Origin of the sequence: Microbacterium sp. USHLN272 (genome assembly GCF_037149655.1) — a bacterium.
GTDB lineage: Bacteria > Actinomycetota > Actinomycetes > Actinomycetales > Microbacteriaceae > Microbacterium > Microbacterium galbinum.
Genome location: NZ_JBBCRA010000001.1, coordinates 2080060 through 2103246, shown reverse-complemented (window position 1 = coordinate 2103246; position 23187 = coordinate 2080060). Strand labels below are relative to the sequence as shown.

Below are 23187 nucleotides of genomic sequence, written 5' to 3'. Positions count from 1 at the left end.
CGTGCCGCGGCATCCGCTCGCGGCGTGTTGTGACCCCTCACGGGTGCTGGGTCGCTGAGCCTGTCGAAGCGTCCCACCACGTGACCGCCCGATACGCTCACGGGATGGATGCCGAGCACGAGATCGTCGTCCACGTGACGTCGGATGCCCCGTGGCTCCCGCCGGGTGGCCGGGCCGAAGTCGTGCGGCGGGACAGTCCGCCGAGCCCGATGTCGATGGTGAGGCTGCTCCTGCGCCGCGGTGACGAGGTGTTCTGCATCCCCCGGGCGGAGACGGGAAAGCTCGACCTCCCGACGGGACTGACGGCTGCGAACGATCTCGACGGATCGGTCGCGATCCGCGCGCTCGCCGCGGAGGTGGCGGGTCTCGGTGCCGATCTCGCGTTCGTCGGTGCCGTGCGCAACGTCGTCGAGCGTCCGGTGGACGACTACCCCTGGCCGACTCCGCGCGCCCACTTCGGCGTGTGGGCGTCTCCGGATGCCCCGATCATCGACGGCATCTGGGTCGATCTCGCGACGCTGACCGAACGCCACTGGCACCCGCTCGCCAGTTGATTTCTCCCGTCCCAGCGCCCCCACCCCGCGCGAGCGCTCAGACCGAGCGCAGGGAGTGCTCGGAGGTGTTGAGGCGCTCGCAGCCGTCGGCGGTGAGCACGACGATGTCCTCGATGCGCGCGCCCCACTCCCCCGAGAAGTAGATGCCCGGCTCGATGCTGAAGGCCATGCCCTCTCGCAGCACCAGGTCGTTTCCGGGCGCGATGTAGGGCTCCTCGTGCACGGAGACGCCGATGCCGTGACCCGTGCGGTGCAGGAAGGCCTCGCCCAGGCCGGCATCCGCGAGCACCTGTCGGGCGGCGGCGTCGACCTCGGATGCCGTGACCCCGGGCCGTGCGGCATCCACTGCCGCCTGCTGCGCCCGCACGAGTACGGCGATGCGCTCGGCCGCCTCCGGATCGGGGGTGCCGACCGCATAGGTGCGCGTGCTGTCGGAGTTGTAGCCGCTGGGCACCGCTCCCCCGATGTCGACGACCACGATGTCGCCCTCTTCGATCACGCGATCCGACACCTCGTGATGCGGGTCGGCGCCGTTCGGCCCCGACCCCACGATCACGAACTCGACGGTCTCGTGGCCCTCGGCGACGATGGCCCGGGCGATGTCGGCGGCGACCTCGCGTTCGGTGCGACCGGCGCGCAGCCACTCGGGCACGCGGCGGTGCACGGCGTCGATCGCGTCGCCCGCCCGACGCAGCTCGGCGACCTCGGCGGCATCCTTGATCATGCGACCCTCCCGCAGCACGGGCGTCGCGAGCTCGAGACGCACGCCCAGTCGCTCGCCGATCGGGATCACGTGCAGGGCGGGCAGGGCATCCGACACCCCGACCCGCGCCACCGATCCGACGGCCACCGAGCCGACGGCGGCCGCGACCAGGTCGTACGGGTTCTCGCCGTCGACCCAGTCCGACACGGCGAGGCCGAGCGTGCCGACCGCCGTGCTGCGCACCTTCGCGAGTTCCATGCGGGGCACGACCACGGTCGGCGCGACACCGGGCCCGATCACGAGAGCGGTCAATCGCTCGATCGTGTCTCCCTCGACCCCCACCAGGTACTGCAGGTCGGGCCCGGGGCCGACGACCACGGCGTCGAGCCCCGCCTCGGCGGCGAGAGCGGATGCCCGCTCGAGACGGGCGGAGTATACGGAGGAGGAGAAGGGCGGAGTGCTCACCCGGCCCACGCTACTCCGCTGCGGGCCTCAACTGATGGCGAGACGGATGCGCTCGGTGAGCAGCGTGCGGTTCGCCGGGGTGAGTTCGAGCAGTGCATAGGCGGTCGGCCACATCGTGCCCTCGTCGAGGTTCGAGATGGGCTCGAAGCCGAACGTGCCGTAACGCACCTTGAACTTGCTCGCGGGCTGGAAGAAGCACAGCACCTTGCCGTCCTTCCCCCACCCGGGCATGCCGTAATACGTGCGGGGCATGAGGTCGGGCGCGACCTCCATGACGAGTTCGTGCAGCGCGGTGGCGAGCTTCTTGTCGTTCTCGTCGGGCAGCTTGGCGATCGCCTCCTGCAGGTCGGCCTCCCCTGCCGCGCGCTGCTCCTCGGGCGTCTTCTTCGCGCGGGAGCGCTTCGCCTTGGCCTCCTGGGCGGCGGCCTGCATGGCTTCGCGTTCTTCGGCGGTGAAGTTCTTCGTGTCGGTCTTCTTGTCGTCGGCCATGACGACTCCTCTCATCGGTGCGTGATCTCAGCGTAAGGATGCCGGGGGCCGCGTGGCTTCTCGATTCGTGATCGATCGTCCGCGGCATCCGTCATACGCGGAGATCCCCCGGTGAGCGCCGGTTAGTGTGGGGGAATGGACCTGCGTGTGGCGGCATACGCGGTCGTCACGGACGACGACGACCGCCTACTCCTCGCGCGCTGGATCGAGGGTCGCCGCGTCGCGTGGACGATGCCCGGTGGAGGTCTCGAGGCCGGGGAGTCTCCCGAAGACGCCGTGCGCCGCGAGCTCCGCGAGGAGACCGGGTACACCGTGAAGGTCGGCGAGCTGCTCGGCATCCACTCCCGGGTCATCCCCGCGAGCCAGCGCGTGCACAAGGCCGATCAGCCTCTGCACACCCTCCGCATCGTCTACCGCGCGACCGTGACGGGCGGCAAGTTGCGCTACGAGACCGACGGGTCGACCGACATGGCGGGGTGGTTCACGCGCTCGGCGGTCGCGGAGCTGCAGCGGGTCAAGCTCGTCGACATCTCGCTGCGCATGGCCGGGATCTTCTGACCGCGAGCCGCCTCACCGGGCGACGAGCGAGCGGATGCTCACGCCCGCGGTTCCTCGGGAACCGAGATGTCGGCGACGGTGGCGCCGTAGGCGGCGATGAGGTCGTCGGCCTCGACGAACAGGCTGTATCCGTGCGCTCCCGCGCCCATGGCGATGCGCTGTCCGACGATCGACTCGTCGGCGAAGACGGGCCAGTCGGTCGTGCTGCCGATCGGCACGATGGTGCCCCGCTCGTAACCGGTCGCGGCGAGTGCCAGGTCGGCCTCAGGGAGCCGTAGCTTGTTCACGCCCACGACGGCGCGCAGTTTGGGCCACGAGATCGAGCGTCCACCCGGGATCAGGGCGAACAGATAGGTGTCGTCGGCGCGCTTGACCACGAGGGTCTTCACGATGCCGGACGGGTCGAGCCCCAGGAGCTCGGCTGCCTCGAAGAGGCTCCGCGCCTCCGGCCGCTCGCGGATCTCGATGTCGAGACCGCGAGCGGCGGCGGCGTCGGTGACCCGCGCGTGCGGGTCGGTGGAGTGTTCGGCGCTCACGCGTCGGGCGCGGAGAGCGGGTCGTCGGCGACCCAGAGCTCGTCGTCCGCACGCAGAGCGGTCCATGCGGCGTAGAGCACCGCGGCGGCTGCGGCGGCGCCGAGGATCAGCGCGACGATCGAGCCGAGGCCCGAGCTCTGCTGCTGCTTCTTCTGGTGGGCCTTCTGCGCCTTCTTGATCTTCTTCGAGACCGGGGCGACGATGCCGTGACGCTTGTTGTTGGCGACGTCCCAGGCGCTGAGTGCCGTGCCCACGACGCCTCCGACGATCGGCACGACCTTGTCGTCGACGACGTGCTTGCCGATCTTCACGCCGCGGTCGACCACGGGGGCGACGCGACGGTTGTAGGCGTCCTGCACGACCGGCACGACCTGCTCCCGGTAGGAGTGTCCGAGCTGGTGGCTGGCCTCTCGGGCGACGCCGGCAGCGTGCCCGACGAGCTCCTGCTGCGCCTCCCAGAGCTGGTTCGCGTCCTTCTGAAGACGACGCAGTTGCTTCTTCCGCTTGCGGCTGAGGCTCACGATGCTCTCCTGTCGATGTGGAGTACGGGTTCCCCATCCTGCCAGACAAGTCTGTACGGGGGGAGGGAATCGCCCACCCCTTGACTTATCCCGAGATGTGCAGGAGAACCCGGCGAACACACCGGAAGCTCTGCGAGAATGGTCGTATGCCTCACGCTTCCCATGTCGCAACCCTGCACACCAACCACGGTGACATCGTCATCAACCTCTTCGGCGACCAGGCCCCGAAGACGGTCAAGAACTTCGTCGGCCTCGCCGACGGCACCCAGGAGTGGACGCACCCCGCGACCGGTAAGCCGGGCGAGGGTCCCCTCTACAAGGACGTCATCTTCCACCGCATCATCCCGAACTTCATGATCCAGGGCGGCGACCCGCTCGGTCAGGGCGTCGGCGGTCCCGGCTACAACTTCAACGACGAGATCAACGCCGAGCTCAACTTCGACCAGCCGTACATCCTCGCGATGGCGAACGCCGGCCTGCGCCGCAACGCCATCACGGGCGAGGTCGAGGGCACGAACGGCTCGCAGTTCTTCATCACCACCGACCCGACCCCGTGGCTCAAGGGCAAGCACACGATCTTCGGCGAGGTCGCCGATGACGCCTCGAAGGCCGTCGTCGACAAGATCGGCTCGGTTCCCACCGCTGCCGGCGACCGCCCGATCGAGCCCGTCGTGCTCCAGTCGATCGACATCGTCGCGGCCTGACGACAGCGATCGCCGATCCGGATGACGACGCCTGAGTTCGCGAGCAATCGCGACAACTTCTGTTACCGGCATCCGGATCGGCAGAGCTTCGTGCTCTGCCAGCGCTGCCTGCGCACGATCTGCGGCGAATGCCAGACGCCCGCCGCGGTCGGGGTGATCTGCCCCGAGTGCATGAAGGCCGAGCGCAAGAACCGCACCCCCGCGCAGAAGCGCGCCGAGCGCCGCTGGGGTGGTGGTTCGACGGCCGCCGTCATGGGGATCACCCGCAGCGGACGGCCTCTGGTCACGTACGCCCTCCTGGCGGTGACCTCGTTGATCGGTCTCATCCAGCTCATTCCCGGGGTGGGCGAGGCGCTCACGCAGCAGATGGTGTTCGCGGCCGCGTACCTCTACCCCGATCTGTCCGGAGCGCCTTTCCAGCCCTGGCGCCTGCTCACGGCGGTGTTCGCCCACGGCGGGTTCATCCATCTCGCCCTCAACATGCTCGCGCTGTGGTTGATCGGCCAGAGCCTCGAGCCCATGCTCGGCCGGGTGCGCTTCCTCGCGCTCTACCTGATCAGTGGTCTCGGTGGCTCGGTGATGGTCGCCCTTCTCGACCCGAGTCAGCCGACGGTCGGAGCATCCGGTGCGATTTTCGGCATGATGGCGGCTCTGCTCATCATCGGCCGCCACATCGGAGCCAATGTCACCGGACTCCTGGTGATCCTGGGCATCAACTTCGTCTATGGGCTCTTCTTCGGCGGCGGGCGCATCTCGTGGCAGGCACATCTCGGCGGACTCGTCGTGGGCGCCCTCGTGGCCTACATCATCGTCAAGACGAAGCGGCGAGAGCAGCGGATCTGGCAGATCGTCGCTCTGGCGGCGCTGACGGTCGTGCTGCTCGTCGTGGTCTTCGTCGTTCCACCGCTGATCATTCTGGCCCGATGAGGGGTTGTTAACAACTCTGTTAACACCTGTGAATAACACCCGTGTAATTCTCCCCAGGTGTGGATAGACCTGTGGATAACTCTGTGGGCGGCTTGTGAGTTCCTGGGGATACAGCCCCGCTCGGAACGACGAAGGCCCCTCGCCGGAGCGAGGGGCCTTCGGAAGTCGTGGACGCTGAGGTCAGCGCCAGCGCGTGGTCATGAGGAAACCGATCAGCGCGATGCCCAGGCCGATGCCGAGGTTCCAGTTGCCGAGACCCGGGATCGGGAACTGCTGGCCCGAGATGTAGAACACGAGGATCCACGCGAGGCCCAGCAGCATGAAGCCGATCATCACCGGCTTGAACCACACGGCGTTGGGAGCGGCGTCGCCTTCGGCGCGCTCGACAGCGGGTTCTTCGGTCTTTCGGTCTCGTGCCATTCCAGCATTGTACCGAAATCGAGTGATGATCCCGAGCGCGGATGCCCAGGCGCTCCTCGACGATCGCGGCGCTCCCACAGCGCGACGGGATAAGATCACGCCATGACTGCATCCGTCGTGCCTGGGGGGCGACGCGCGCGACGGTCCCGTCGACGTTCGCGCGCCACGTTCGCGAGCGTTCTCGGGGAGCTCCTGCTCACCGCCGGCGTACTCGTCCTGCTGTTCGTCGCGTGGCAGATGTGGATCGGCGACATCATCATCGCCGCCCAGAAGAACGAAGAGGGCGCGGCCGTCTCGGCCCAGTGGGCCGCAGGTCCCGCGCCCGAGCTCCCGCCACTCGTCGAGGGCGATGACGGGTCGACGTACTACGAGCCGGTGATCCCCGCCGCACCGGCCGACACCGAGCAGCTCGGTCAGATGCACATCCCGCGCTTCGGTGCCGACTACAACTACGGCATCTACGGCGGCACGACGCGTGCCCGCACGCTCGACAACCTCGGCATCGGCGTCTACACCAACTCGAAGATGCCGGGCGAGGTCGGCAACTTCGCGATGGCCGGGCACCGCACGACCTGGGGCAAGCCGTTCAACCAGCTCGACAAGCTCCAGATCGGCGACGCGATCGTCGTCGAGACGAAGGACGGTTGGTTCACCTACCGCTTCCGCACCCTCGAGTACGTCAAGCCGACGCAGACCGACGTGCTCGCCGACGTGCCGCAGATGCCCGAGGTCGCGACCGGTGAGCGCTACATCACCCTCACCGCGTGCTCTCCCCTGTACTCGCTGGCCGAGCGCATCGTCGCCTACGGAGTGTTCGAGAGCTTCCAGCCCCGTGCCGAGGGTCCGCCCCCGGCACTGACCGACCCGCCGCCGCCCCCGGCCGCACCGTCCATCTAGAGGCACGAGGAGAAACATGTACGCCGCAATCTGGCGCCTGCTGCCCGGCCCCTGGTGGATCCGCCTGCTCATCGTGCTCGTCGTCGTCGCCGCGATCCTCTACGGGCTGTTCTGGTACGTCTTCCCGTGGATCAGCCCCATCATCAACCCCGGCGAGGTCGACCTCGAATGACCCGGGTGCTCGTGGTCGACAACCACGACAGCTTCGTGCACACCCTGGTCGGCTACCTCCACGAGCTCGGCGCCGAGACCTCGATGATCGAGGCGGACGCCGTCGACGCCGCCGAACTCGACGCGCTCCTTCCGGAGTTCGACGCCCTGCTCCTCTCCCCCGGCCCCGGCACCCCGGCGGACGCCGGCGTGTCGGTGGATGCCGTACGACTCGCGGCCGAACGACGGATGCCGCTGCTCGGCGTCTGCCTCGGGCACCAGGCGATCGGCGAGGCCTTCGGCGCCCCGGTGACCGCTGCGCCCGAGCTCATGCACGGCATGGTGTCGGCGGTCGTGCACGACGGGTCGGCGCTGTTCGACGGCATCCGCTCCCCCTTCGACGTCGGGCGGTATCACTCGCTCGGGGTCGCGGCATCCGATCTGCCCGAGGCGCTGCGCGTGACCGCGCACACGGCGTCGGGCACGGTCATGGGCATCGCGCACCGCGACCTGCCGATCGTCGGCGTGCAGTTCCACCCCGAGAGCGTGCTCACCGAGAGCGGCTATCGCCTGCTGGCGAACTGGCTCGCCCTCGCCGGCGACACTGATGCCGTGGCGCGGTCGGCGGGCCTCCACCCCCTGGTGTGACTCCCGGGGCCAGCCGGCGGAGTCAGCCGGCGGGGGCGGTCGAGCAGAAGCGCAGCTCGACCGTCGAGCCGACCGGCACGTCACCGGGCGCTGCCGACATCGAGATCACCGTGTTCGGCGCGACACCCGCGGCGCACTCCCCCTGGTCGATCGGACTCGCGATGAGCTTGAGACCCTCGAGCTCGGCCGTCGCGGCGTCGATCGTGAAGCCGCTGAGGTTGCGCAGTGTGACCTTGCCGCTCGCGACGACGAGGTTGACCACGGTTCCGGGCGCGACCTCGGCGTCGGCGGGCTGGCTCGACTCGATGACCGTGTCGCCCGCGATCTCGGGTTCGTTCCTCTGGATGACCGTGCCGAGTTCGAGTCCGGCATCCGTCAGCGCCTGGCGTGCGGCATCGAGCGCCATTCCCTCGATGGCCGGGACGGTGACCGTCTCCTGACCCGTCGAGACGTAGATGGTGACCAGGTCGCCCTTCGCGACGGCGACACCGGCCTGCGGATCGGTGCGCGTGACGTTGCCCTCGGCGATGTCGGAGCTCGTCTCGAGCACCAGTTTCGCCTCGAGATCGAGTTCGGCGAGATCGGCCTGGGCGCGGTCGGAGGCGACGTCGACCAGGTCGGGCACCACGCGAGCGGTCTGCGGCACCTCGGGGGGACGCATCGTGACCACCCAGAACAACACCGAGGCGATGAGCACGGCGAGCAGGGCCACACCGGCCCAGATCCACGCCACCGGTGGGCCGGACTGCGTGCGCGCCATCGTCGTGTCGGTGCTGAGCTGGCGCAGCGATCGAGCCGTCTCCTGCGCCTGGCGCGGGTTGGCACCGTAGAGCTCGCTCGTCAGTGCGCCCAGTTGCTTGCGCGTCGGAGCCTCGCCCGCGACCGCGGCGTCGAGAGCCGAGCGGAAGTGCGCGGCATCCGGATACCGCTGGTACGGGTCCTTGGCGAGAGCGCGCAGCACGATCGGATCGAGGGCACCCGGGGAGTCCTCGTTGAGCTCGGTCGGCGGCACCGGGGTCTCGCTGACGTGCTGGTAGGCGACCGCCACGGGCGATTCGCCGCGGAAGGGCTGACGACCGGTGAGCAGCTCGTAGAGCACCACGCCGGTGGAGTAGAGGTCGGCGCGGGCGTCGACGGGCTCGCCCTTGGCCTGCTCGGGTGAGAAATACGCGGCCGTGCCGATGATCTGCGTGGTTTCGGCGACCGTCGACGAGGAGTCCGAGACGGCACGGGCGATGCCGAAGTCCATCACCTTGACCTTGCCGTCGGGCGTGACCATGACGTTGCCCGGCTTGATGTCGCGGTGCACGACGCCGGCACGGTGCGAGTAGTTCAGCGCCTCGAGGATGCCGTCGACGTAGCGGATCGTGTCGTCGAGCGGCACGGGGCCGGCCGCGATGATGTCCTTGAGTAGCGTCCCCTTGACGAGTTCCATCACGATGTAGGGCGGATCGTCGGACGAAGCGTCCGCCGCAGAATCGCCCGCGTCGAAGACGCGCACGATCGAGGGGTGCGACATGCGCGACGCCGCCTGCGCCTCGAGCCGGAACCGGGTGCGGAACGCGGTGTCGCGCGCCAGGTCGGGATCGAGGATCTTGATCGCGACCTCGCGCCCGAGGGTCAGGTCGTACCCGCGGTAGACCTTCGCCATGCCGCCGTGCCCGATGAGCTCGTCGACGCGGTACCTACCCGCGAGAACGCGTGGCTCTGTGGACACGGATGACCCCCCTGGGACAACTGGACGTGATGTGTGGTGGAGTAAAGGCTACCCTCAGTTGCCTGAGTTCCCGCCGTTCCCACTGTCTCCTCCGTCGTCGCCGTTGCCCGGATCGACGGCCGCTCCCTGGATGGCGGTCGACTGTCCCTGGGGAGAATTTCCGGACTCGCGATCACCGCAGAAGGCCTTGTAGGTGCCGGTCACGACCTGCCCTGCGGTGCCGGTGTTGATCGAGATTCCCGCCGTGGTCTCGTTCGGTCCGAAGCTCTTCGTGGTCACGGCCGGCTGGCCGGGACCCGCGAACGAGGCGTTCGTGATTGTCACCTCGTAGGAGGAAAGGGTTCCGGTGCCGTTCGGGCAGGAGAACGCCGTCCAGTTGATCGTCGCAGAGCCGCCCTCGAGGAACGTCCCCGAGAACGTCGGCGCGTTGGTCGGTGCTCCGACCGCGGCCTGGTCGGCGTAGAGGTAGAGCGTGATGTCACTGCCCACGTCCACCGAGCCACGGGGCTCCACGCGCTCGACAGCGCCGACGAGGTCGGCGGACGGGGCGACGGTCGTTCCGGTCACGCAGTTGGGGACGAGGCCCGCACCGCGCGCGGCGGCGAGAGCCGCGTCGCACGACATACCCGGCAACTGCAGGGCATCGACATCGACCGGCTCCGGGGCGGGCGTCTCCGTCTCTGTCGGAGTGGGCTTCGGGGTGGGGGTGCGCGAGGTCGACGTGCTCGGCGTCGGGTCGGCGTCGCTGTCGCCCTGGTTCATGAGCGCGAAGACGGTTCCGCCGAGCACGATCACCAGCAGGGCGATCAGAGCGACCAGCGGCCACGTCCACGGGCTGCGCTTCTTCTTCTTGGCGTCGGTCGCCTCGTCGTCGCCGGCTCCGGTGGGGAGCTGCGCCGTGGTCGGCAGCACGCGGGTCGCCCCGTCGTCTCCGCTCGCGGTGAGGATGCGCGTCGCGTCGTCGGCGACGCCGCCCGTCGCGATGGCGGGCACGGCGATCGCCGCGGAGTTCAGGTCGCCGCGGCGCAGCGCCTGAGCGGCGCGCGCGACGGTGGCCGACGACGACGGACGGTCGCTCGGCTTCTTCGCGATCATCGCCATGACGAGGTTCTGCACGGGGATCGGCACGGTCGGCGGCAGCGGCGGCGGCTGCTCGTTGATCTGCGCCATCGCGATCGCCACCTGCGACTCGCCCGTGAAGGGGCGCTTCCCGGCAAGGCATTCGTAGGCGACGATGCCGAGCGAGTAGGTGTCGGTCGCGGGGGAGGCCGGGTGACCCGAGGCCTGCTCGGGCGACAGGTACTGCACGGTTCCCATGACCTGACCGGTGGCCGTGAGCGGCACCTGGTCGGCGATGCGCGCGATACCGAAGTCGGTGATCTTGACGCGGCCGTCGGGCGTGATCAGCAGGTTTCCCGGCTTGATGTCGCGGTGGACGAGACCCGCCGCGTGCGCGGCCTGCAGAGCGGATGCCGTCTGGGCGACGATGTCGAGAGTCTTGTCGGCGCTCAGCGCGCCGTCGCGCTCGAGCACGGTCGACAGCGCCTCGCCGGGCACGAGCTCCATGACGAGATAGGCGCTGCCGTTCTCCTCGCCGTAGTCGAACACGCTCGCGATGCCCTCATGGTTGACGAGTGCGGCGTGACGGGCCTCGGCGCGGAAGCGCTCGAGGAACCCGGGGTCGCCCATGTACTCGTCCTTGAGGATCTTGATCGCGACGGTACGTCCGATGACGTGATCCGTCGCCTCCCAGACCTCACCCATGCCACCGATCGCGATACGCGACTGCAGCTCGTAACGACCACCGAACGACACACCCTGCGTCGGTCTCATCTGCCCAGCACCGCCTCTATGACCTTCTTCGCAATCGGAGCGGCGATCGTGTCGCCGGATCCGGATTGACCCTGTCCTCCGCCGTCTTCGACGACGACTGCCACCGCCACAGCGGGGTCGTCCGCCGGCGCGAAGCCGGTGAACCACAACGTGTGCGGCTTGTTTCCGTTCTCAGCGGTGCCGGTCTTACCGGCCACGTCGATCCCGTCTATTCTTGCACCCTGCGCAGCACCCGTTGAGACGCTCGCGACCATGGCATCCGTCACCTCGTCGGCGATGTCGGGCTCGAGCGCACGTCCGAACTCGGTGTCGTCGTAGGAACGCACGACCGAGAGGTCGTTGCCGATCACCTGATCGACCATCCGCGGGTTCATCACCAGGCCGTCGTTCGCGATTCCGGCCGAGATCATCGCGACCTGCAACGGCGTCGCCGTGACCTGTCCCTGTCCGAATCCGGAGAGGGCCGTCTGCGCGTCGTCGAGCGCGCGCGGGTAGCTCGAGGCGGTCGAGACGAGCGGCGTCTCGAAGCTCTGGTTGTAGCCGAACTTCTCCGCCATCTCGCGGATCGCGTCGTCTCCGAGCTTCACCGCGAGCTCGGCCATGGGGATGTTGCAGCTCAGGCGGATCGCCTCGGCGATCGTGACGGTCTCACCGCCGCCGCAGGTGCCTCCCCATGCGTTCGAGACGCGGTTGCTCGACCCGGGAAGCGTGTACGACGCGGGGTTCGGAAGCGTGGAGTCGGGCGTGAAGTCGCCGCTCGCGTAGGCCGCGGCCGCAACGACGAGTTTGAACGTCGAGCCCGGCGGGTTGAGGTCGCCGGCGATCGCGCGGTTGGAGAGCGGCTTGAGCGGATCCTGCACCAGCTGGTCGTACGTCGCGTTCGCGGCATCCGCATCGTGCGTGGCGAGCAGGTTCGTGTCGAAACCGGGCGTCGAGACCATCGCCAGGATGCGGCCCGTGCTGGGTTCGATCGCGACGACCGCGCCCTGGAGCCCGCCGAGCGCATCGTAGGCGGCCTTCTGGGCCGCGGCGTCGAGGGAAAGCTCGACGCTGAAGCCGGTCTGCGGCTGCCCGGAGAGGATGCGCTCGATCTCGGAGAAGAATGCGCTCGATCCGGTTCCCGAGAGATCGGCGTTCATCGCCTGCTCGATGCCGGTGCGGGAATCGAGGGCGGCGTTGAAGTATCCGGTGACGGGCGCCCACATGCCGGCGTCGGCATACACGCGCTGGAACTGATAGCGATCGTCGGACGGCACGGAGGTGGCGACGTTCGTACCGTCGATGATGATCGAGCCGCGCTGGATCTCATAGCTGTCGAGGCGCGTGCGCTGGTTGTTGTCGTTCTGGGCCAGCGCATCGGCGTCGACGACCTGGATCCAGCTGGTGGCGGCGAACAGCGCGATGAACATGAAGAGCATCACGATGCTCAGGCGACGTAACTCACGGGTCATCCGATCACCACCCTCGGTTGGCGGCGCACGCCGTCGGAGATGCGCAGCAGCAGTGCCACGATGAGCCAGTTGGCGACGAGCGACGAACCGCCCGCGGCGAGGAACGGCGTGGTCAGACCCGTCAGCGGGATGAGGCGGGTGACACCGCCGACCATGATGAAGACCTGGAGGGCGATCGTGAACGAGAACCCGATCGCGAGCAGCTTGCCGAAGTCGTCCTGACCGGCGAGACCGATGCGCACCCCGCGACTGACGAACACCATGTACAGGCAGAGGATCGCGAACAGGCCGATCAGGCCGATCTCCTCACCGAGGCTGGTGATGATGTAGTCGCTGTGGGCCAGGGGAGTGACCCAGGGGCGGCCCTGGCCCCAACCGGTACCGAGCATCCCGCCGTGCGCGAGACCGAAGAGCCCCTGCATGGGCTGGTAGCCGGCACGCTCGGGGTCGACCTGGTTCGGGTCGAACAGGAACAGCCAGTTGATGAAGCGCCCGCGCACGTAGCTGAGGATCTGGGTCGCGAGCGCGACACCCGCCGCCACGAGCCCGAGGCCGATGACGACCCAGCTGGTCTTGCCGGTGGCGACGTACAGCATCGCCACGAACATGCCGAAGATCAGGGTTCCGGTACCGAGGTCGCGCTGCAGCACGATGATGCCGAGCGAGATCAGCCACACCACCAGCACCGGACCCAGCTCGCGCATGCGCGGCCAGGTCATGCCGAGGAAGCGCGTGCCGACCGAGGTGAGGCTCTCACGCGTGCGCACGAGGTAGCCCGCGAAGAAGATCGCGAGGCAGATCTTCGCGATCTCACCCGGCTGGAAGGCGAACGCCCCGCCGAGCGACACCCACACGGCCGCATTCGCGTCGGGGATGCGCAGGCCGGGCACGAACGGCAGCAGCAGGAACACGATGCCCGCGAAGCCGAAGATGTACGTGTAGCGGAAGAGGACGCGGTAGTTGCGCAGCAGGATCACCGCGGCGATCGCGCCCGCCAACGAGATGCCGGTCCAGGCGAGCTGCTTCGTCGAATAGGCATCCCACCCGGTGAACGACTTGGCGATGTCGATCCGGTAGATCATCGCGATGCCGAGCCCCGTGAGCAGGGTCGCGATCGGGACGACGAAGGGATCGGCATCCGACGCGACGACCCGCAGCACGATGTGCAGGGCGAACGCGAGCACGGCCAGGCCGCCGCCGATCGCGAGGATGACGGGGTCGACGGTGCCGAGGGCGCCGAGCTGCACGAGAGTGAGCGCGGAGCCCGCGATCAGCACGGCGAACAGGAGCAGCCAGAACTCGCGGTTGCGCTGCTTCTGCGGGGTGCGGATGCGCTTGAGCGCCTTGAGGACCGCGGTGTCGGCGGAGACGTCGGTGCTCATCCGTCACCTCCGTCCTCGGCCGGAGTCTCGGAAGGCGTCGGCGTCGGTGTGGGGAGCGGGGTCGGCAGCGCGTTGGCATCGGCACCCGCCCGCAGACGATCGACGATGGCCATGGCATCCGACAGCGAGCGGGCCGTGATCGTGCGCTCGACCGACGCGCGCTGGTACTCCGGCAGGTTCGCGAGCAGGATGTCGGTGTCTTCGACGGGCGTCGACAGGGTGATCGGGCCGATGTTCTGCTGCACGCCTTGGAAGATCACCACGCTGTCGTCGTCGGCGCCGATGAAGTAGCGGGTCTGCGTCCAGCTGTAGGCCGCGAACGCGGCGAAGCCGAGCATCGCGAGCACCAGGAGCATCGCGGCGATCCAGCCGACCCGGCGACGGGTCGCGCGCCGACGATCCTCTTCGATGAGCTCTTCGAGGTACTCGGCGGCCGGCTCGAAGTGGGTGGGATCGTTGGCCGCCTGGCGCACCGGGTGCAGCCAGTTGCCGCGCGGGGCGCGCACGGGCGGCACGATGATGCCCGAGGGGTTCGAGGCCGCGCCGACGATCGTGGGCGTTCCGGAGGAGAGCGGATGCTGTCCGCCGACGTCGACGATCACGATCGTGACGTTGTCGGGGGCGCCGCCGTCGAGGGCCTGCTTGAGGAGGTTGTCGGCCGTGCGCCCCGGCGCGAGGCCCAGGCGCATCGCCTTGAGGATGCGGTTCTCGTCGACGACCCCCGAGAGGCCGTCGGAGCAGAGCAGCCAGCGATCGCCCGGCTGCGTCGGCATGACGAACATGTCGAGCTCGGGGTCGGAGTCCATGTCGCTGAGCACGCGCATGAGCACCGAGCGACGCGGGTGGTAGCGCGCCTCCTCGGGCGTGATGCGGCCCGAGTCGACGAGCCGCTGCACGAAGGTGTGGTCGGCCGTGATCTGCGTCAGGGCGTCGTCGCGGTACAGGTAGATGCGCGAGTCGCCGATGTGGCCGATGACCGCGTACTCGTCGACCATGATGATAGCGCTGACCGTGGTGCCCAGGCCCGCGAGCTCGGGGCGGTCCTTCGCGGCACGGATGAGATCGCCCGCCGCGGTCGTCGCCGCCGCCTGCAGCGATGCCTGCGCGTCGTCGGTCGAGGCGTACGCCTGATCGAGCGGTTCGAGGCGCTGGATCGCGAGGCTCGATGCGACGTCACCGCCGGCGTGACCGCCCATGCCGTCGGCGACGACGAACAGGTTGGCTCCGGAGTACCCGGAGTCCTGGTTGTTGGAGCGGATCTTGCCCGTATGGGAGATCGCGGCGCTCGAGCCCTCGAAGACCATGCCGGCGTCAGGCTCGCAGCTCGAAGGTCGTGGCGCCCACCTTGATGGGGGTGCCGAGCGACAGCGAGACGGGGGAGTTGCCGACGCGCTGGCCCGCGACGAACGTGCCGTTGGTGGAGTCGAGGTCCTGCACCGCCCACGAGTCGCCGCGCAGGATCAGGCGGGCGTGGTGGCTGGACGTGTAGTCGTCTCGGATCACGAGGGCGGACTCGCTCGAGCGGCCGATCGTGAGGGTGTCGTTGCCGAGGGGGAGTTCGAGCCCCGCCTTCGGGCCCGAGGTGATGACGAGACGCTGGGCGGTCGCGACGGTCGCCGGACCCGTGGAGGGCTTGGCGGAGGCGGGCTTCGCCGAGGCCGGCTTCGCGACGGGGGCGGCCGGAGCCGCGGAGCCGGATGCCGGGGCACCCGCAGCGGCCTCGGCGGGGAGCTTGCGCACCTTCACGCCGAAGAGATCGGCGCGCAGCGAGTAGACCACGCCGAACACGAAGAACCACAGCAGCACCAGGAAACCGATGCGCAGGAGCAGGAGGACCAGTTCACTCATGGATGCCTCCGAACGCACGGGTGGCGTCGCTGACACGCGCAGGTACCGTCTGCGGCACCACGCGGAAGACGAGATCGGTGCGACCGATCGTGATCGTGGTGTCGGAGGGGAGGGCCGCTTCGCGCAGCTTCTGCCCGTTCACCTTGGTGCCGTTGGTGGAGCCGAGGTCGCGCATCATGGCGCGCTCGCCGTCCCAGAGGATCTCGGCGTGCTTACGGCTCGATCCGGCATCCGCGATGGTGATGTCGGCATCCGTGCCGCGTCCGATGACGGTGCGCGCGCGGGTGATGCGGTGCCGGCGACCGTCGACGTCGACCACCGCCTCCCAGCTCACACGGCCCTCGACCGTTCCGGAGCTGACGCGCACCGTACCCGTCGACACCTTCTCGTCGGGTTCGAGCACGATCGAGAGCGGGCCGCCGAAGCTGTAGCCCTGCGACTTCGAGTGCTTCGTGAGCAGGGCGTACAGCTCGTCGGTCAGAGCGCCGCCGAGTCCGCGCATCCGCTCGGCGTCGTCGGCGCTGAGGCGCACGACGTAGTTGTTGGGCGCGATGATGCGGTCGCGGCTGACGACCGCCGCCTTCGTATCGGCCTCGCGCCGCAGCGCCGAAGCGATCTCCACCGGCTGGATGCCGCTGCGGAAGGTCTTCGCGAACGCGCCGTTCACGGCGCGCTCGAGACCCTTCTCAAAGCTGTCAAGTAGTCCCACTGGGCTCCTCTGGCATGCCAACTGGTAGGGACATCGTAGCCAGGTGTGCTGAGGATCCGCCCCGCGACGGGCTCGGAGTCGCGGATTTCCGGGGTTTTCCGGGGTGCGGGGGGAGTTTCTCGTGGGGTCGCGACGCGTGATAGCCTTACGAGGTTGAGTTCTTCGGAGCGAGACACTCGCGCGAGTGGCGGAATGGTAGACGCGCTGGCTTCAGGTGCCAGTGTCCTTGCGGGCGTGGGGGTTCGAGTCCCCCCTCGCGCACAGCGAGTTGAAAGGCCCGGTTCCTGTGGAACCGGGCCTTTTCTTTGCAGCCAGTGCTTCGTCGGGTACGACTTCCTCCCTCGAAGACCGTTGGACAGGAGGCGCGAGACGTCCTCGGCAGCGCGCCCTAGCGTGCGCTCAGCGTGAACGCCAGGACCGTTCCCAGAACGGTGCCGATCAGCAATGCGACTCCTGCCCATCCCACGATCACGGCGCGTTCTTGGGGGTGCCGAGAGGCGTGGAAGCCTGCTCCGATCCCGCCCACGAGTGCCGTGCCCATGGTGACGAACGCCACCGCAGCCTGCATGCCGTAGTCAGGAGGGAGCGGTGCGGGGTCGATGAGGGGAATCGCGAACCGGAAGGTTGCCACCAGCGCGAGGAAGAGCAGCGAGACGACCGTCATCGCCGCGATCAGAAGCCATCCCGTTGCGGAGCGCATCTGCCCATCATGTCCTGCATGGCCATAGGGACCGGGTACGCGTTGCCGAACCGACGCTGCCCTGAAGGCTCACCTGGCCATCGGCTCGAGGCGAGCTCTAACCTGAAGAGATGGATGCACGCCGCCGACTGTCCGCACTCGCAGCCGCTGGCGCACTGCTGGCGATACTGACGGGGTGTGCGCCATCGGCGATTGAAGCCGTACTTTCCAGCGGCCAGCCAGCAGAGCCTCCTGCAGGCATGACTGCCGACCAGCTCGAGATGGTTGCCCCGGACACGATCCGGTCCCTCGGGGAGAGCAGTGGCGGTGCTCGATTCTTCATCGCTGCGGGCGCCGACCCCTCCACCCCGATCTGTCTATACGCCTACCGAGGCGACTTCCAGAACACGATGGCATGCGGGGCCTTGCCGCTCCGGATGGGAGCGGGAGCCGTGAGTGCGGAAATCAGTGCATCGGGGAGCGGTACCGACCGTGGAGAGCGTGTCGGAGAATTCCTGCGAGTCTTCGAGTAGGGGGTCGCTCCTCACGGCGACACGTGAGAGTTCCGCGTCTTTCTAAGCCGGACTCCACACACCCCCGGGGCCGATTCCCTCCGCCACCTTTCGACTGATGACGCCCAGCTGCCGCGCCTGGGCATCCGTGAGGGTGTCGAACACGAGGCTGCGGATGAGCGCGTGGTGGGCGGGAGTCGACTCGGCGACCACCTGCGCGCCGGCGTCGGTGAGGATGCCGAGGGTGAAGCGTCCGTCGCTCGGGTCGATCTCGCGACGCACCCACCCCTTCGTCTCGAGTCGGGAGACCGCGCGCGACAGGCGCGACAGCGTGCAGCTCGCGTAGGCGGCGAGCACGCTGAGACGCAGGGTGCGCTCGGGGGCGCTGTGCAGGGCGAAGAGGATGCCGTGCTCGAAGTGCGTGAGCCCGCTGTCGCGCTGCAGCTGCGCGTCGAGGGCGGTGGGCAGGCGCTCGAGCAGGGTGGCGAGCGCGGCCCAGATCGCGAGCTCGTCGGAGCTCAGGCCGTGGTCGGAGTTCGTCTTCGGCATTGCCTCAGGGTATCCCGAATTGACTTGCTTGGACAAGTGAAAGCCTGTACCTTGACTTGCTCAAGCAAGTGAAAGGACATCGCACATGGATCTACGACTCGCAGGCAAGAGGGCATTCGTCAGCGGCTCGACCCAGGGGATCGGCTACGCCATCGCCGCAGCGCTCGCCGCGGAGGGCGTGCAGGTGACGCTTAACGGTCGCGACGCCGAGCGCCTCGACAGCGCCGTCGCGCGGCTCGGGGCGGAGCATCCGGAATCCCACCCGAACGGTCTCGTCGCCGACTTCGCGAAGCCCGACGAGGTCGCGCGCCTTCTCGCCGATCTCGGCGACGTCGACATCCTCGTCAACAACGTCGGACTGTTCGGCCTCGCCGACTTCTCGGCGACCTCCGACCACGAGTGGTCGCGCTACCTCGACGTGAACCTCATGAGCGCCGTGCGCCTGTCGCGGCAGGTTCTCGACGGCATGCTCGATCGCGGGTGGGGGCGCATCGTCTCGATCAGCAGCGAGTCCGGCGTGAACGTTCCCGCCGACATGGTGCACTACGGCGTGACCAAGGCGGCGATGATCGCCCTCACCAACGGCCTCGCCAAGCTCACCCGCGGCACCGAGGTCACCGTGAACACGGTGCTCGGCGGACCCACGTACTCCGACGGGGTGGCCGCGACCGTGGCGGCGGTGGCCGAAGCGCAGTCGCTGCCCGCCGACGCCATGAAGCAGGCGATCATCGGCCAGAACGCCACGACGCTGCTCGAGCGATTCCTCGAGCCGACCGAGATCGCGAGCCTCGTCACGTACCTCGCGAGCCCCGTGGCCTCGGCGACCAATGGTGCCGCCCTCCGCGCCGACGGAGGCGTGCTCACCGCGATGCTGTGAGCCGCGAACGGATCAGCGCGAACGGATCAGCCGCGAACGGATCAGACGGCACACTCCTCGGATCTCTCGGTGATGATCCAACCGGTCACCTCGCGCGTCATGACGACAGTGCCGCAATCGCCGGAAGCGAGGTAGGTCACGAAGAGGGTGGCGTCGTTCTCGGTCTGCTCCTGGATCGTCACATCGACCTCGCTGCTCTGCGCGGTCGCGCGATACAGCTCGGCGGTGGCGGTGATCATCTCGGCGCAGGTGCTCACCGCGAACGCACCGCTGCCGTTGAGTTCGGCGATCATGCGCGCGGCGAGTTCGGGGGAGAGGCCGGCGCACGCCGCTTCGGCGTCGGGGGCGCGCGAGGCTTCGAGCCAGGCGAGGAAGCTCTCGACCGGGCCGAGGTCGCCGGCCGGCGACGCGCTCGGGAGAGGTGAGGCCGTGATCGGTGTCTCGGCGGCCGGGGCATCCGACGGGGCTGCGGGCGAGGGCGTGGCCGCGCATGCGCTCAGCACGACGGCTGCGGCCAGGAGGACCGCGCCCGCCATCACACCGCGTCGGGGCCGGAAGATCACCCGCTCATCATGTCAGGGCGCCCTCACCCCTCGCATCCCGGGCAGACTGGAGGGAACGTTCGACACCCCGGGAGATGCAGATGACCGACCAGCCTCGTAAGCCACCCGCACAAGCAGTTCTCACCGTGCAGGAGGTCGAGCAGGTCAGTCCCGATCTGATCCGCATCACGGCCGGCGGCGACGGCTACGCGGACTTCACCGACAACGTCTACACCGACAAGTACGTGAAGATCCTCTTCGCCGACCCCCGTCACGGCCTCGTGCCGCCGTACGATCTGGCGCAGCTGCGCGAGGAGAGCCCCGAGAAGCTCCCGACGCGGCGCACCTACACGGTCCGTTCGGCCGACCCCGAGGCGCGCCTGATCGTGATCGACTTCGTCGTGCACGGTGACGAGGGCGTCGCGGGTCCGTGGGCCCGCCGGGCGCAGCCGGGCGACACCCTCGTCGTGAGCGGTGCCGGGGGCGGGTATCGACCCGAGCCGTCGACGCCCTGGCATCTTCTCGTCGGCGACCACACGGCGCTGCCGGCGATCTCCTCGGCGGTCGAAGCGATGGAATCGGATGCCGTCGGCCACGTGATCCTGACGGTCGCCGACCCGTCGGACCGGGTGCTGCCCGCGGCGCCCTCCGGCGTGAGCGTGCGCTGGACCGCCACCGACGAAGAACTGCTCACCGCCCTCGCCGACCTGCCCTGGGCCGACGGCACCCCCGGGGTCTTCGCCCACGGGGAGCGCGGCACGATCAAGGAGGTGCGCGCACTGCTGAAGCAGCGCGAGGTGCCCCGCGAGTCGCTCTCGATCTCGGCGTACTGGGCGCGCGGTCGCGCTGAGGACCAGTTCCAGGCCGAGAAGCGCGAGCCGATCGGGCAGATCGAGTAGTCGCCGTCCGGCATCCGTCGAACATCCACGAGAAGGAAGAACTCATGATCGAGCCCGGTGACCACGTACGACTCGGACGATCGGGGCTGCGCATCTCGCCCGTCGTGCTCGGATGCATGAGCTTCGGCGCCCCGGATCGCGGCGCGCACGGCTGGTCGCTCGATGAGGAGTCGAGCCGACCCCTCATCCGGCAGGCCCTCGAAGCGGGGATCACGACGTTCGACACCGCTGACGTCTACTCCGACGGCACGAGCGAGGAGTTCGTCGGCCGTGCGCTCGCCGACTTCGCCCGCCGCGACGAGATCGTGCTCGCCACCAAGGTGCACGGGCGCATGGGACCCGGCGCGAACCAGGCCGGCCTCAGCCGCGGGCACATCCTTTCGGGCATCGACGCGAGCCTGCGGCGCCTCGGCACCGGCTACGTCGACCTGTACCAGATCCACCGGTGGGACCCCGAGGTGCCGATCGAGGAGACGATGGAGGCGCTGCACGACATCGTGCGCTCGGGCAAGGCGCGGTACATCGGCGCCTCGTCGATGTGGGCGTGGCAGTTCGCGAAGGCGCAGCATGTCGCCGTGAAGAACGGGTGGACCCCGTTCGTCTCGATGCAGGACCAGTACAACCTGCTGCAGCGTGAGGAGGAACGGGAGATGCATCCGTTCTGTCTCGACTCCGGCGTCGGGGTGCTGCCGTGGTCGCCGCTCGCGCGGGGCCGCCTGACCCGCGACTGGGACGAGACGACGAATCGCACGGGGAAGGATGCCTTCGGCGCGACGCTCTACCACCGCGAAGAGGAGTCCAACCGGGCGATCGTCGAGGCCGTCGCCCGTGTGGCATCCGATCGGGGCGTCTCCCGCGCGCAGATCGCCCTCGCCTGGGTCGCGCAGCAGTCGGCGGTCACCGCGCCCATCGTCGGCGCCACCCGTGCGGCCCACATCGACGACGCGGTCGCGGCCGTCGGCATCCGTCTCGAACCCGCCGAGATCGACGCGCTCGAAGGCGCCTACACGCCCCGCGAGGCCGAGGGGTTCTGAGAGGCGCCGCAGGGTTCTGCGGGGAGCCGCAGGTCGAGCGCGTCGGTACGCTCGGGAGAGAGCTGCGAGCACACATGACCAAGGACGGTGATGGGCGATGAGCCGACCGGAGACCCCGCCGATCGCCGTCGAGAGTGCACCGGTGCGGTGGTCGCGCTGGTGGGTGTCCTCGGGAGCGCTGTTCCTGCTGACGGCCCTGCTCGCCGCGTATCGCAGTCTGCCCGGCACGCTCGACGGGGGCGTGCTCAGCGCACTGAGCGTGGCGACGTCGGCGGGGTTCGGTCTCGCGTTGATCACCGCGGCGATCGCCGGGGTGAGGCATCCGTCGGTCGGGTTGCGCAGGAGCGCGATCGTCGCCCTGGGCCTTCTGGCCGTCTGGATCGTCGCCGGCCCGCCCCTGCTGCTCGCCGTGTTCGGCGTGTCCTCCTCGGCGCCCGTGTTCATCGACGCGATCGTCAAGATCGCGCTGAGCGGCGTGGTCGTCGCGGGCTTCACTCGCAGCACCCTGCCCGACCCGTGGCGGTACACCCCGGCGGCAGTGCTCGCCGCGGTCGTGCTCGCCTCGCTCATGGAGTTCTTCCTGCTCTCGGGAGCGGTGACCGACATGAACGCGATCGTGCTCGTCGCCAACGTCCTCCTGCTCACCCGGATCGTCGCGACCGGTGTGCTCGGCGCGGTGGCCCTGCGGGCCGCCCGATCGCGAGCGGACTCGGTCGTCGTGCTCGGAGGACGGGCCGACGCATGAGCGATGACGAGCTGCGGGCCCTGCATGCGCGGGCCTACGGGCGGGATGCCGACATCGACGGCGACCCCGCAGCGATCGCCCGGCTGCGCGCGCTCGAGGCGCAGGCGGCGCCGGCGGCGCTGGTCGTGACGGTGCCGGTTCGTGAGGTTCCCGTCGTTTCGGTCGCCCCCGCGCCGCCGGTCGAGGAGGCGGCGACGGATGCTGCGCCCGATGAGTTCGGCCGCAGCGGCGAACTCCCTCGCACCGGTGAGCCGCCGGCGATCGACGCCGAGAACGCGGAGCCCGAGCATCCGTCGCCCTCCCGCCTGCGCACCCTCTTCACGCCGCGGCCGTCGGCACCCTGGCTGTGGCTGGGCGCGGCGTGCATCGCGCTCGCCGCGTTCGGATCCGCGGTCGTCGTTTCTGCCTTGCGGTCGGCCGACCCGCGTTTGGTGGCCGAGATCGCGGTCGACCCGGATGCCTCGTGGCCCGAGTCGTTCGGCGCGAAGGGGCCCGACGCGGCGCTGTTCGAGGAGTTCGCCGGTCTGACGATCGCCCGCGGCGTGGAGTGGCTGTCGTTCGATGAATCGGACGCGATGTGCATCGTCGCGATCGACACGGAGGAGCTCCTCGGAGACTCCGGAGGCTTCCAGATCGCGGCGTGGGGGTGCGACGCCGGGTCGTTCCCGCCGGTGATCCGGATCGAGGTCACCTCCGCTCAGCCCCAGGCGCTGCGCGACCGCTTCGGCGACGGCACCGGCCTCGAACTGATCATGCGCGGCGACCGCATCGAGGTCTTCGCCGATCGGTGAGGAGACGGGTTTCTCGGGCGGCACCCTTCGACAGGCTCAGGGACCCA

The 23187-nt window shown here is 69.0% G+C and carries 27 protein-coding genes and 1 tRNA gene; 13 read left to right on the top strand and 15 right to left on the bottom strand.

The window, feature by feature from the left end; translation table 11 throughout:
- The first annotated feature begins 104 nt into the window (after window positions 1–104).
- Window positions 105–554 carry an NUDIX hydrolase gene (locus WFJ97_RS10110; protein ID WP_336641392.1) on the top strand — a complete coding sequence of 150 codons (450 nt, stop codon included), beginning with the start codon at window positions 105–107 and terminating at the stop codon, window positions 552–554.
- Between the two features lie 37 nt (window positions 555–591).
- Here the strand turns inward: WFJ97_RS10110 and WFJ97_RS10105 are convergent, their stop codons facing one another.
- The gene (locus tag WFJ97_RS10105; RefSeq protein ID WP_336641391.1) at window positions 592–1722 is read right to left on the bottom strand and encodes a M24 family metallopeptidase; all 1131 of its coding nucleotides are present in this window, start codon (window positions 1720–1722) and stop codon (window positions 592–594) included.
- A gap of 27 nt (window positions 1723–1749) precedes the next feature.
- A complete protein-coding gene (locus WFJ97_RS10100) occupies window positions 1750–2211 on the bottom strand; it encodes a hypothetical protein (protein ID WP_336641390.1) in 462 nt (153 codons plus the stop codon).
- 135 nt (window positions 2212–2346) lie between these two features.
- On the opposite strand from WFJ97_RS10100, the gene WFJ97_RS10095 reads away from it, so the two are divergent.
- A complete protein-coding gene (locus WFJ97_RS10095) occupies window positions 2347–2769 on the top strand; it encodes an NUDIX hydrolase (protein WP_247624032.1) in 423 nt (140 codons plus the stop codon).
- A 38-nt stretch (window positions 2770–2807) separates the two neighbouring features.
- On the opposite strand, the gene WFJ97_RS10090 is transcribed toward WFJ97_RS10095, so the two are convergent.
- Together WFJ97_RS10090 and WFJ97_RS10085 are read right to left on the bottom strand one after the other, a co-directional pair.
- Window positions 2808–3236: an aminoacyl-tRNA deacylase gene (locus WFJ97_RS10090; RefSeq protein ID WP_336641871.1), complete on the bottom strand. Its 429-nt coding sequence runs from the start codon at window positions 3234–3236 to the stop codon at window positions 2808–2810.
- 65 nt (window positions 3237–3301) lie between these two features.
- Window positions 3302–3826, bottom strand: a complete 525-nt coding sequence (locus WFJ97_RS10085) for a DNA helicase (RefSeq protein ID WP_247624031.1) — start codon at window positions 3824–3826, stop codon at window positions 3302–3304.
- Window positions 3827–3972: 146 nt separating this feature from the next.
- On the opposite strand from WFJ97_RS10085, the gene WFJ97_RS10080 reads away from it, so the two are divergent.
- On the top strand, window positions 3973–4530 hold the full coding sequence (locus tag WFJ97_RS10080) for a peptidylprolyl isomerase (RefSeq protein ID WP_247633396.1): 558 nt from the start codon (window positions 3973–3975) through the stop codon (window positions 4528–4530).
- Between the two features lie 21 nt (window positions 4531–4551).
- On the top strand, window positions 4552–5457 hold the full coding sequence (locus WFJ97_RS10075; RefSeq protein WP_336641389.1) for a rhomboid family intramembrane serine protease: 906 nt from the start codon (window positions 4552–4554) through the stop codon (window positions 5455–5457).
- A 180-nt stretch (window positions 5458–5637) separates the two neighbouring features.
- On the opposite strand, the gene WFJ97_RS10070 is transcribed toward WFJ97_RS10075, so the two are convergent.
- Window positions 5638–5877: a cell division protein CrgA gene (locus tag WFJ97_RS10070; RefSeq protein WP_247624028.1), complete on the bottom strand. Its 240-nt coding sequence runs from the start codon at window positions 5875–5877 to the stop codon at window positions 5638–5640.
- A gap of 102 nt (window positions 5878–5979) precedes the next feature.
- Here WFJ97_RS10070 and WFJ97_RS10065 point away from each other — a divergent pair, with 102 nt between their 5' ends.
- Genes WFJ97_RS10065 through WFJ97_RS10055 form a run of 3 tightly spaced genes read left to right on the top strand, consistent with a single transcriptional unit; the run spans window position 5980 to window position 7572 of the window.
- Window positions 5980–6774 carry a class E sortase gene (locus WFJ97_RS10065; RefSeq protein WP_336641388.1) on the top strand — a complete coding sequence of 265 codons (795 nt, stop codon included), beginning with the start codon at window positions 5980–5982 and terminating at the stop codon, window positions 6772–6774.
- 16 nt (window positions 6775–6790) lie between these two features.
- Entirely contained in the window at window positions 6791–6946 is a 156-nt protein-coding gene (locus WFJ97_RS10060) for a hypothetical protein (RefSeq protein WP_247633394.1), read from the top strand.
- A complete protein-coding gene (locus WFJ97_RS10055) occupies window positions 6943–7572 on the top strand; it encodes an anthranilate synthase component II (protein ID WP_247633393.1) in 630 nt (209 codons plus the stop codon). Before WFJ97_RS10060 ends, WFJ97_RS10055 begins: the two co-directional genes overlap by 4 nt.
- 22 nt (window positions 7573–7594) lie before the next feature.
- On the opposite strand, the gene pknB is transcribed toward WFJ97_RS10055, so the two are convergent.
- The 7 genes from pknB to WFJ97_RS10020 are packed head-to-tail and all read right to left on the bottom strand — an operon-like array spanning window position 7595 to window position 16512.
- Window positions 7595–9289, bottom strand: a complete 1695-nt coding sequence (gene pknB / locus WFJ97_RS10050; RefSeq protein WP_308209919.1) for a Stk1 family PASTA domain-containing Ser/Thr kinase — start codon at window positions 9287–9289, stop codon at window positions 7595–7597.
- A 54-nt stretch (window positions 9290–9343) separates the two neighbouring features.
- Window positions 9344–11122 (bottom strand): protein kinase domain-containing protein, encoded by a 1779-nt coding sequence (locus WFJ97_RS10045; RefSeq protein ID WP_336641387.1) that lies wholly within the window; start codon window positions 11120–11122, stop codon window positions 9344–9346.
- Window positions 11119–12573: a penicillin-binding transpeptidase domain-containing protein gene (locus WFJ97_RS10040; protein ID WP_247624023.1), complete on the bottom strand. Its 1455-nt coding sequence runs from the start codon at window positions 12571–12573 to the stop codon at window positions 11119–11121. The genes WFJ97_RS10045 and WFJ97_RS10040 overlap by 4 nt, the downstream gene beginning before the upstream one ends.
- Window positions 12570–13955 carry an FtsW/RodA/SpoVE family cell cycle protein gene (locus WFJ97_RS10035; protein WP_247624022.1) on the bottom strand — a complete coding sequence of 462 codons (1386 nt, stop codon included), beginning with the start codon at window positions 13953–13955 and terminating at the stop codon, window positions 12570–12572. Before WFJ97_RS10035 ends, WFJ97_RS10040 begins: the two co-directional genes overlap by 4 nt.
- The gene (locus WFJ97_RS10030) at window positions 13952–15259 is read right to left on the bottom strand and encodes a PP2C family protein-serine/threonine phosphatase (RefSeq protein WP_247633389.1); all 1308 of its coding nucleotides are present in this window, start codon (window positions 15257–15259) and stop codon (window positions 13952–13954) included. Before WFJ97_RS10030 ends, WFJ97_RS10035 begins: the two co-directional genes overlap by 4 nt.
- A 7-nt stretch (window positions 15260–15266) precedes the next feature.
- The gene (locus WFJ97_RS10025; RefSeq protein ID WP_336641386.1) at window positions 15267–15803 is read right to left on the bottom strand and encodes an FHA domain-containing protein FhaB/FipA; all 537 of its coding nucleotides are present in this window, start codon (window positions 15801–15803) and stop codon (window positions 15267–15269) included.
- Entirely contained in the window at window positions 15796–16512 is a 717-nt protein-coding gene (locus WFJ97_RS10020; RefSeq protein ID WP_336641385.1) for a DUF3662 and FHA domain-containing protein, read from the bottom strand. Before WFJ97_RS10020 ends, WFJ97_RS10025 begins: the two co-directional genes overlap by 8 nt.
- Window positions 16513–16690: 178 nt before the next feature.
- Here WFJ97_RS10020 and WFJ97_RS10015 point away from each other — a divergent pair.
- Window positions 16691–16773, top strand: a tRNA-Leu gene (locus tag WFJ97_RS10015).
- Window positions 16774–16900: 127 nt separating this feature from the next.
- On the opposite strand, the gene WFJ97_RS10010 is transcribed toward WFJ97_RS10015, so the two are convergent.
- The gene (locus WFJ97_RS10010) at window positions 16901–17212 is read right to left on the bottom strand and encodes a hypothetical protein (protein WP_336641384.1); all 312 of its coding nucleotides are present in this window, start codon (window positions 17210–17212) and stop codon (window positions 16901–16903) included.
- 554 nt (window positions 17213–17766) lie between these two features.
- On the bottom strand, window positions 17767–18252 hold the full coding sequence (locus WFJ97_RS10005; RefSeq protein WP_336641383.1) for a MarR family winged helix-turn-helix transcriptional regulator: 486 nt from the start codon (window positions 18250–18252) through the stop codon (window positions 17767–17769).
- Window positions 18253–18337: 85 nt separating this feature from the next.
- On the opposite strand from WFJ97_RS10005, the gene WFJ97_RS10000 reads away from it, so the two are divergent.
- A complete protein-coding gene (locus WFJ97_RS10000) occupies window positions 18338–19129 on the top strand; it encodes an SDR family NAD(P)-dependent oxidoreductase (RefSeq protein WP_336641382.1) in 792 nt (263 codons plus the stop codon).
- Between the two features lie 41 nt (window positions 19130–19170).
- Here the strand turns inward: WFJ97_RS10000 and WFJ97_RS09995 are convergent, their stop codons facing one another.
- A complete protein-coding gene (locus WFJ97_RS09995) occupies window positions 19171–19692 on the bottom strand; it encodes a hypothetical protein (protein WP_336641381.1) in 522 nt (173 codons plus the stop codon).
- Window positions 19693–19772: 80 nt separating this feature from the next.
- Here WFJ97_RS09995 and WFJ97_RS09990 point away from each other — a divergent pair, with 80 nt between their 5' ends.
- The 4 genes from WFJ97_RS09990 to WFJ97_RS09975 all read left to right on the top strand — a co-directional run bounded on the left by WFJ97_RS09990 (window position 19773) and on the right by WFJ97_RS09975 (window position 23140).
- A complete protein-coding gene (locus WFJ97_RS09990) occupies window positions 19773–20570 on the top strand; it encodes a siderophore-interacting protein (protein ID WP_336641380.1) in 798 nt (265 codons plus the stop codon).
- A 44-nt stretch (window positions 20571–20614) separates the two neighbouring features.
- Window positions 20615–21604 (top strand): aldo/keto reductase, encoded by a 990-nt coding sequence (locus WFJ97_RS09985; RefSeq protein ID WP_336641379.1) that lies wholly within the window; start codon window positions 20615–20617, stop codon window positions 21602–21604.
- 97 nt (window positions 21605–21701) lie between these two features.
- Window positions 21702–22349 carry a hypothetical protein gene (locus tag WFJ97_RS09980; protein WP_336641378.1) on the top strand — a complete coding sequence of 216 codons (648 nt, stop codon included), beginning with the start codon at window positions 21702–21704 and terminating at the stop codon, window positions 22347–22349.
- The gene (locus tag WFJ97_RS09975; protein ID WP_336641377.1) at window positions 22346–23140 is read left to right on the top strand and encodes a hypothetical protein; all 795 of its coding nucleotides are present in this window, start codon (window positions 22346–22348) and stop codon (window positions 23138–23140) included. Before WFJ97_RS09980 ends, WFJ97_RS09975 begins: the two co-directional genes overlap by 4 nt.
- The last annotated feature ends 47 nt before the right edge of the window (window positions 23141–23187 follow it).

Bases quoted from the DNA above. Each gene is read 5' to 3' on its own strand.
- WFJ97_RS10110 (WP_336641392.1), top strand. From the start codon at position 105: ATGGATGCCGAGCACGAGATCGTCGTCCACGTGACGTCGGATGCCCCG.
- WFJ97_RS10100 (WP_336641390.1), bottom strand. From the start codon at position 2,211: ATGGCCGACGACAAGAAGACCGACACGAAGAACTTCACCGCCGAAGAA.
- WFJ97_RS10095 (WP_247624032.1), top strand. From the start codon at position 2,347: ATGGACCTGCGTGTGGCGGCATACGCGGTCGTCACGGACGACGACGAC.
- WFJ97_RS10080 (WP_247633396.1), top strand. From the start codon at position 3,973: ATGCCTCACGCTTCCCATGTCGCAACCCTGCACACCAACCACGGTGAC.
- WFJ97_RS10075 (WP_336641389.1), top strand. From the start codon at position 4,552: ATGACGACGCCTGAGTTCGCGAGCAATCGCGACAACTTCTGTTACCGG.
- WFJ97_RS10070 (WP_247624028.1), bottom strand. From the start codon at position 5,877: ATGGCACGAGACCGAAAGACCGAAGAACCCGCTGTCGAGCGCGCCGAA.
- WFJ97_RS10065 (WP_336641388.1), top strand. From the start codon at position 5,980: ATGACTGCATCCGTCGTGCCTGGGGGGCGACGCGCGCGACGGTCCCGT.
- WFJ97_RS10060 (WP_247633394.1), top strand. From the start codon at position 6,791: ATGTACGCCGCAATCTGGCGCCTGCTGCCCGGCCCCTGGTGGATCCGC.
- WFJ97_RS10055 (WP_247633393.1), top strand. From the start codon at position 6,943: ATGACCCGGGTGCTCGTGGTCGACAACCACGACAGCTTCGTGCACACC.
- WFJ97_RS10045 (WP_336641387.1), bottom strand. From the start codon at position 11,122: ATGAGACCGACGCAGGGTGTGTCGTTCGGTGGTCGTTACGAGCTGCAG.
- WFJ97_RS10040 (WP_247624023.1), bottom strand. From the start codon at position 12,573: ATGACCCGTGAGTTACGTCGCCTGAGCATCGTGATGCTCTTCATGTTC.
- WFJ97_RS10035 (WP_247624022.1), bottom strand. From the start codon at position 13,955: ATGAGCACCGACGTCTCCGCCGACACCGCGGTCCTCAAGGCGCTCAAG.
- WFJ97_RS10030 (WP_247633389.1), bottom strand. From the start codon at position 15,259: ATGGTCTTCGAGGGCTCGAGCGCCGCGATCTCCCATACGGGCAAGATC.
- WFJ97_RS10025 (WP_336641386.1), bottom strand. From the start codon at position 15,803: ATGAGTGAACTGGTCCTCCTGCTCCTGCGCATCGGTTTCCTGGTGCTG.
- WFJ97_RS10010 (WP_336641384.1), bottom strand. From the start codon at position 17,212: ATGCGCTCCGCAACGGGATGGCTTCTGATCGCGGCGATGACGGTCGTC.
- WFJ97_RS10005 (WP_336641383.1), bottom strand. From the start codon at position 18,252: ATGCCGAAGACGAACTCCGACCACGGCCTGAGCTCCGACGAGCTCGCG.
- WFJ97_RS10000 (WP_336641382.1), top strand. From the start codon at position 18,338: ATGGATCTACGACTCGCAGGCAAGAGGGCATTCGTCAGCGGCTCGACC.
- WFJ97_RS09990 (WP_336641380.1), top strand. From the start codon at position 19,773: ATGACCGACCAGCCTCGTAAGCCACCCGCACAAGCAGTTCTCACCGTG.
- WFJ97_RS09985 (WP_336641379.1), top strand. From the start codon at position 20,615: ATGATCGAGCCCGGTGACCACGTACGACTCGGACGATCGGGGCTGCGC.
- WFJ97_RS09980 (WP_336641378.1), top strand. From the start codon at position 21,702: ATGAGCCGACCGGAGACCCCGCCGATCGCCGTCGAGAGTGCACCGGTG.
- WFJ97_RS09975 (WP_336641377.1), top strand. From the start codon at position 22,346: ATGAGCGATGACGAGCTGCGGGCCCTGCATGCGCGGGCCTACGGGCGG.